The organism is Aliivibrio kagoshimensis (assembly GCF_050337105.1).
Lineage (GTDB): Bacteria > Pseudomonadota > Gammaproteobacteria > Enterobacterales > Vibrionaceae > Aliivibrio_A > Aliivibrio_A kagoshimensis.
In genome coordinates this window covers 1-7429 of the sequence record NZ_JAKJSQ010000110.1, presented here as the reverse complement: position 1 = coordinate 7429, position 7429 = coordinate 1, and the positions used below count along the sequence as shown (strand labels likewise).

The 7429-nt window shown below is 42.5% G+C and carries 5 protein-coding genes and 3 tRNA genes; 1 reads left to right on the top strand and 7 read right to left on the bottom strand.

Annotated elements, in window-relative coordinates; genetic code table 11:
• Nucleotides 1-61: 61 nt before the first annotated feature.
• The 4 genes from miaA to tsaE are packed head-to-tail and all read right to left on the bottom strand — an operon-like array spanning nt 62 to nt 5003.
• Nucleotides 62-991, bottom strand: a complete 930-nt coding sequence (gene miaA, locus L4C32_RS19760; protein WP_428198609.1) for a tRNA (adenosine(37)-N6)-dimethylallyltransferase MiaA — start codon at nt 989-991, stop codon at nt 62-64.
• Nucleotides 984-2822, bottom strand: coding sequence for a DNA mismatch repair endonuclease MutL (mutL, locus tag L4C32_RS19755; protein WP_428198608.1), 1839 nt, complete (start codon nt 2820-2822; stop codon nt 984-986). Before mutL ends, miaA begins: the two co-directional genes overlap by 8 nt.
• Before the next feature lies 1 nt (nt 2823).
• Nucleotides 2824-4545, bottom strand: coding sequence for an N-acetylmuramoyl-L-alanine amidase (locus L4C32_RS19750; protein WP_428198607.1), 1722 nt, complete (start codon nt 4543-4545; stop codon nt 2824-2826).
• Nucleotides 4539-5003 (bottom strand): tRNA (adenosine(37)-N6)-threonylcarbamoyltransferase complex ATPase subunit type 1 TsaE, encoded by a 465-nt coding sequence (gene tsaE, locus L4C32_RS19745; RefSeq protein WP_428198606.1) that lies wholly within the window; start codon nt 5001-5003, stop codon nt 4539-4541. Before tsaE ends, L4C32_RS19750 begins: the two co-directional genes overlap by 7 nt.
• Nucleotides 5004-5314: 311 nt before the next feature.
• Between tsaE and queG the strand changes: the two genes are divergently transcribed.
• Nucleotides 5315-6436: a tRNA epoxyqueuosine(34) reductase QueG gene (queG, locus tag L4C32_RS19740; RefSeq protein WP_428198610.1), complete on the top strand. Its 1122-nt coding sequence runs from the start codon at nt 5315-5317 to the stop codon at nt 6434-6436.
• A 632-nt stretch (nt 6437-7068) separates the two neighbouring features.
• Here queG and L4C32_RS19735 read toward each other — a convergent pair.
• The 3 genes from L4C32_RS19735 to L4C32_RS19725 all read right to left on the bottom strand — a co-directional run bounded on the left by L4C32_RS19735 (nt 7069) and on the right by L4C32_RS19725 (nt 7414).
• A tRNA-Met gene (locus L4C32_RS19735) sits at nt 7069-7145 on the bottom strand.
• A 96-nt stretch (nt 7146-7241) separates the two neighbouring features.
• Nucleotides 7242-7317: transfer RNA gene (locus tag L4C32_RS19730), tRNA-Gly, on the bottom strand.
• A gap of 20 nt (nt 7318-7337) precedes the next feature.
• Nucleotides 7338-7414, bottom strand: a tRNA-Met gene (locus L4C32_RS19725).
• Nucleotides 7415-7429: the final 15 nt, after the last annotated feature.

Here is a 7429-nt window from a genome sequence, read left to right as displayed (position 1 = left end):
GTTCTAACCTATGAACCAAATAAAAAGTAATAGTTCAAAAATACGGCAATAACTCAATCATTTAATCACAATTTAAAGCGTTTGTGACCGTTTGTAATGCACTATCAATATCGTCACTGTCTAACCAAGTCAAATCATCCCAGCTTCTTAGCCAAGTGATTTGTCTTTTTGCCAGTTGGCGAGTAGCGCAAACGCCACGAAAAACCGCTTCATCACGTGAACCATTTCCATCCAGATAATCCCACATCTGACGGTATCCTACACAACGTATAGAGGGTAAATCCGAATGAAGATCACCCCGTTGATGTAAAGATCGTACTTCTTGCTCAAATCCAGCGTCCATCATCATAGTAAAACGTAACTCAATACGACGATGAAGCTCGGATCTCTCTTTAGGTGCAATCGCAAACTGATGAACCCTAAAAGGAAGTGACTCACCTTGAGTCTGGGTCAATTCAGTTAACGTTTTCCCTGAAATTCGGAATACTTCCAATGCTCGACTCAAACGTTGAGGATCATTGGGGTGTATTCTAGCAGCAGCAACTGGATCTATGGTTGCAAGCTGATCATGCAATCCTTTCCAGCCAATAGATAGCGCTTCTTGCTCAATTTGAGATCGAACAGCACTATCCGCAGCAGGTAAAGGCGAAAGACCTTCAAGTAAAGCCTTAAAATACAGCATTGTGCCACCAACAAGAAGAGGAATATTTCCCCTTGCGACAATATCATTCATTTCGCGTAAGGCATCTTCGCGGAAATTCGCGACAGAATAACTTTCCGTTGGCTCAATAATATCAATCAGTCGATGCGGAGCTAAAGCCAACTCTTCTTCATTTGGCTTTGCCGTACCGATATCCATTCCTTTATAAATAAGGGCGGAATCCACACTTATCAACTCTACTGGGAAATGTTGTCCGATCTTAATCGCTAACTCAGTTTTGCCTGAAGCTGTTGGCCCCATTAAAAATATAGCTTGTGGTAACTCATTCATTATTCAAAAATGCTTTTATTGGAACATTAAAATCGACAGGTTGAAGTAAACGTTCGTAGTATTGAACTAACCCACCTTCCCATAACAGTTCGATGTCAGTGATCAACTGGATTGCTTCCGACAAAGAGTAAGCGGTACACTCACTCTGTATCTGAGTCGCCAACCAAACAATAGTTTGCTCAAAATGGTCCTGACGATCCACTCTTTGATGTAGATACGATAACAGATCTGGAATTAACTGCTGTAAATTCTGTTGCCTTAACGGTTGTGACACTGACATCACGATAACCGCTTGACGACCCTTGGCTTTTAACTGAATACCCAGCTGGCTCAATAGTGACTGCTCATTATCAATGACAGCTAACAGCGGCTCATTCACTGGAATAGTATGAGGGATCAACAAGGGTTGTGCTTTTAGCGACCCTGTTTTCCCTAGATTTAACTGCCCCAATGTTTTCAGATACTCAGCGACTCGTAGAGAGAGCAGTTGGATCTGCTGTTGGTTTTCCATCAATAGATAGTATGACTCAACCACAGAAAGGCCTTTACCTAAGCTATCAAACCCTACCACTGCCTTAATCGGTGCATCATTTCCCACCACACTTTCTGTCTGTTCTGACTCAACAACAGGGGGTTGTAATAGAGCCTGATAGACTTTGACTTCCTTCGTGGAGGGTGAAGTGGTGGCTAAAGGGGTCCATTGGGAGCGTTCTTGTTGTCGTGGATAGGTAGGTACTTTAGCGACCGCTTCCATGACCTGCTCAGTCACTGACTCCGGAGTACGATATTCAACATGGCCACGACTTGTGGGTACAAGATCATCATCCATATATTGGGTTTGTTCCAGAGCGCTGGTAATCCCTTGATAGATAAAGTCATGCACTAAACGGGCTTGATGAAAACGGACCTCATGCTTTGCAGGGTGAACATTCACATCCACTTGATGCGGGTCGATCTCAATAAACAAAACATAAGCGGAATATTGCTCCGCTGACAAACTCGACTCATAACCCTGTCTAATTGCGTGATTAATCAGTTTATCGCGCATCATTCGACCATTCACATAACAGTATTGTTGGTCACTCTGAGCTCTGGCACCTTGGGGCGTTGATATCCAGCCGGTGAGGGTCAGTCCATCATGACTCAATTCAACATTGGCTGAATGATCAACAAAGCTTGAACCACACACCGAAGCGAGTCGTTTCTCTTTTTGAGCTTGAGTGTGAGAAGCTCGATACTGTCGAACCATTTTTCCGTTGTGCTTTAAGCTAATCGCGACATCAAAGTGGCTCAGAGCAATACGCTTAAGCAGATCATCAATATGGGTAAACTCTGTTTTGTCTGCTTTTAAAAATTTCCGACGTGCAGGCGTATTAAAAAATAGGTCCAACACTTCTATCGTTGTACCAATAGGATGTGCTGCCGGCTTGGTCGTTACCGTCATATCACGACCTTCGGCATACGCAGACCAAGCCTGCTCTTGAGTCACCGTTCTAGAAGTCAGGGTCAGTCGTGATACCGAACTAATACTCGCTAATGCTTCACCACGAAACCCCAAACTGACAATCGCTTCAAGATCATCAAGGGAGTGAATTTTTGAGGTTGCGTGACGGCTTAGCGCTAAGGTTAATTCATCTTTACTGATGCCCTTACCGTTATCTCTAACCCGAATTACACGACTGCCGCCTTTTTCAATATCAATATCAATACGCGTTGCGCCAGCATCAATGCTGTTCTCTACCAACTCTTTCACCACAGAAGCCGGTCTTTCAACCACCTCTCCTGCAGCAATCTGGTTCGCTAAACGGGCAGGTAAGATTTGAATCGTCATATTAACTACTCGGAATGATCAACCATTGCCCAACGGCAAGCTGATCAGAACGCAGTTGATTGGCTTTTCGAAGCTGAGCGACAGAGATACCATAGTTGGATGCAATTTTTCCAAGAAACTCTCCGCGTTTCACTTTATGCTTCACGGTTTTGGTACTCAGCACTTTCACTTTGAGTTTTTGACCTACAAATACCTTATCACTCTTCAAACCATTCCAAATTTTAATACTTGACGCTGACACACCATATTTAGCCGCTATTTTCCCAAGATACTCACCTTTTCTTACAACGTGAGTGCTCATTTTAGTGGTGGGTAAGGTTTTGGGTTTACTTTGCGGTTTAGTGGTGACCGCATTTGCACCAGTGATATATAGCACTTGGCCAATTCGTAAGCTGCTACTTTTTAATTTGTTACTGGTTTTTATACTCTGAATCGACGTTCCATATTTTTTTGCGATAATTGAGAGCGACTCACCGCGTTTTACACTGTGTTTGATTTGCTGGTTTTTTAAGGCAAACATAGTGCCAGCAGGTGCATTGTCTTCAAAATAATCAATGATGGCTTTAGAAATAGCGGCAGCCAATTTATCCTGATGTGCTCTTTGAAACAGCAACTTCTCTTCAGTGCGATTTGAAATAAAACCCGTTTCGACTAAAACAGATGGAATATCTGGAGACTTTAATACCGCAAGGCTAGCTGGTACTGGTTCTCGCTTATGCAGTTTAGTCACCTTTCCCATCTCAGAGAGAATATTAGACGCTACCTTGTACCCTTCAGTGGTAGAGTGTCTAAATTGCAAATCCAACAACGTCTGACTTAAGTTTTTGTCGTTGTGAGCTTTTGACAGTACCTCACCCGCGCCACCAAGTAGCTCTGATTGCTCTTCGTGTTTAACCACCCAACGGCCAATCTCTGAGTTAGCTCTGCGTGTATTTAAAACAAAGACTGAACCACCACGAGGCTGAGAAGAGGTAAAGCTGTCAGCATGCACTGAAACAAGTAGATGTGCTTTATTTTTACGGGCAATTTCAGAGCGACGGTTTAAATTAACAAAGTAGTCACCTCGTCGTGTCAGTACCGCTTTCATTCCTGGTACAGCATTAATACGGGCGGCAATTTTCTTCGACACTGCTAATGTTGTGTGCTTCTCATACTTGCGAGTAGGGCCAACTGAGCCGGGATCCTCTCCACCATGACCCGCATCGATCGCCACAACAATATCACCAGAACCAATAAGCTGAGCGGCATCTTTATTCACGACCGGGGTTGTCGATGATGGACGATTGCTCACAACTGCACTACTGGACTCTTTATTGTGAGGTAGGTCGACGACCAATCGATAGCCATACTGACCACCCGGCGTTGGCGCTAATTTAAACAGTGTTGGTTTTACACTTTTTTTGAGTTCTAATACTAGACGTGTTGTACCTTTGGCTGGCGCTGTGCTTTTGCGAATTTTCGTTAGTACATCGCTGTTGGTAATGGTTAAGGGAAGTTTTGATTTTAGGTGAGTCTGCTTCAGGTCTACAACAAGACGAAACGGACTGCTTAATGTGAAGTAGCTAAAATTAGCTTCTGACTTTAAGTCGATAACAATTCGAGTTTCATCTGGAGAGGGCCACACACGCAGCCCTTCTAAAGAGTTTGCCTGCGCGGTAGAGAGCCCGAGTACAACCCATAATAAAAATGAAAAATAGAGGCCTATTTTTTGTCCAATCAACACAATTCCAATCGCTTAATCAAAGTAATTCCATAATCATTATTCGCGGTGATCCGAGCGATTCGTTGCTCACCACAATAACGTAAATCTATGTCTAAATCAGGTTTAGGCAGCATGCCCTCTCCCTTTTCTGGCCATTCAACGAGACAGATTGCATCTTCAGTAAAGTAATCTCGAATCCCCATGTACTCTAACTCTTCAGGATCAGCTAAACGGTATAGATCAAAATGATATACCTGCCACTGACTCAGTTCATAAGGTTCAACCAAAGTATAGGTTGGACTTTTTACGTTGCCTTTATGTCCTAAAGCGCGAATAAATCCTCGGCTAAATGTGGTTTTTCCTGCACCTAAATCACCATGTAGATAGATGGTTGTTTGTTGTTGACAGGCCTGAGCCAGTTTGCCACCGAAATGTATCGTTTCATCTTCATTGGCAAATTTTAATTCGATTGTTTGCATTATTAACGTTTATCATTGGTTGATTATAAAAATTTGGACATCAATTAAATCGAATTCATTTGCTGTCTATTCCGTAAAAACATCTCTAACAATTGTTCAATATCCACTCATAATACTACGCAACTCAACAAATATTAACGGAGTTAACGTTAGAAATGTGACAACAAGAAACAAAGAAAGTTAGATTTTGGGCTGATTATACCAAATCCCTTTCCCTGTTACTCCTTTTGAGCACTAATAGCCACTATAAGATTTATGATAGAATACGCGCAAGACTTACTCCCATAATAGTGGATTTTCACTTGATAGATATCGATTACACCTTACTGGCTGAAAATATAAAGAAGTGGGGGTTAGATCTCGGCTTTCAGCACGTGGGCATTTGCGACATTGATTTAACATCAAGAGAGAAACCACTTCAAGATTGGCTCGATGCTGGCTATCACGGTGACATGGACTGGATGGCAAGACATGGCATGATGCGGGCAAGACCCAATGAACTTCTCCCAGGGACCGTTCGTGTCATCAGTGCACGAATGAATTATTTACCACCTGAGGCTCAATTTGCCAGTAACTTAAGTGACGCCAATCAAGCCTATATTAGCCGTTATGCTCTAGGTCGAGACTACCACAAACTAGTACGTAACCAGCTAAAAAAATTAGGCCAAAAAATCGAGCAAGAAGTGGGAGAGTTAGGGTTTCGTCCTTTTGTTGATTCCGCGCCAATCTTAGAGCGTCCCTTGGCTGAGAAAGCGGGACTTGGCTGGATTGGTAAGCACTCACTTCTTCTTGATGCGAGTGCTGGTTCTTGGTTTTTTCTTGGTGAATTATTGGTGGATATTCCATTGCCTGTTGATCAACCTGTTGACGACCAATGTGGTAAATGTTCCGCTTGTATTACTTCGTGTCCAACCAATGCGATTGTCTCGCCTGGTGTTGTCGATGCAAGGCTGTGCATCTCCTATTTAACCATTGAGTTTGACGGCGTGATTCCCGAAGAGTTAAGGCCCAAACTTGGTAACCGAATATATGGTTGTGACGACTGTCAGTTAGTTTGCCCATGGAATAGACAAGCCGATATTACCCAACAACAAGACTTCCATCGTCGTGATCACTTTTCAACCTTGGACTTATTAACCTTGTTCACTTGGACAGAAGATGAATTCATGAAACGGTTAGAGGGCTCACCCATTCGCCGAATTGGTCACCTTCAATGGCAAAGAAACATTGTTGTAGCATTAGGTAATGCCCCCTATAAGCGAACAGTTGTCGATACGCTTACGCAATACTTAGGCCATTCAGAATTACTCGATATTCATATCAAGTGGTCTATTGAGCAGCAAGAGAGTAGAAGGGAGTTGATCAGTGTCTCCTCAGCAAAAGAGAAGCGCTTAATTAGAATAATCCAGAAGGGTTTACCAAGGGATGCCTAGTCGATAACCCTTGTCATCTTAATGTGGAAAAGAAAACTGAAGCGGAGATGCATTGAATAATGCAAAAAGTTAAACACAGTAAGAATTGATGATTAGGATCAAAGAATATCTGCTTAAAGATCTTCCAAGAAATAGAATTAAACACCCGACAACCAACTAATATCCATTTAATTCAATGGGTTGGGATTAAAACCGATTGATGAATCACACTATCAATAAGCAAGGATCCTTGCTTAGCCCATATGTAATCTGACTTAAACTGAAACTATTAACAGACTTATTCACAGATCCATTCTGTGGATAACTCTGTTGATATCAGAATTATAATTYACACATAAGTATGACCTAGTACACGATTTTTATCTTGGGCACTATATACAGATATTTTATGACATAAAAACGCTAGATATTGATAACTAGATTCTTAAATGAATATCAAAAAAACCGTACAGAATATGGCTATTTATTCTTTATAGTAAGATAAATGGGTATAACACATCGATGAGCTCGATGACAACTCACTCAGTATAACTATCACAGCTAGTATGAGTATTTAATGCTAGAAGAGAATAACGAAACTCTGTTCTCTTTGTCTCTGACTGTTAAAAGTACTTCTACTCTTAAAAGGAGATTGGTTGCGGGGGCCGGATTTGAACCGACGGCCTTCGGGTTATGAGCCCGACGAGCTACCAAACTGCTCCACCCCGCGTCCGATTCACTATAATAAAGTTAGTGATGACTTCCACCGCATAAGTTCGATGACAACTATCCGCTTTACATGCTCACTGCACACAAAGTTAAAATTTGGAGCGATACACGAGGCTCGAACTCGTGACCTCAACCTTGGCAAGGTTGCGCTCTACCAACTGAGCTAGTATCGCATTCTCTTTTAAAAAGAGATTGGTTGCGGGGGCCGGATTTGAACCGACGGCCTTCGGGTTATGAGCCCGACGAGCTACCAAACTGCTCCACCCCGCGTCCGATTCACTATAA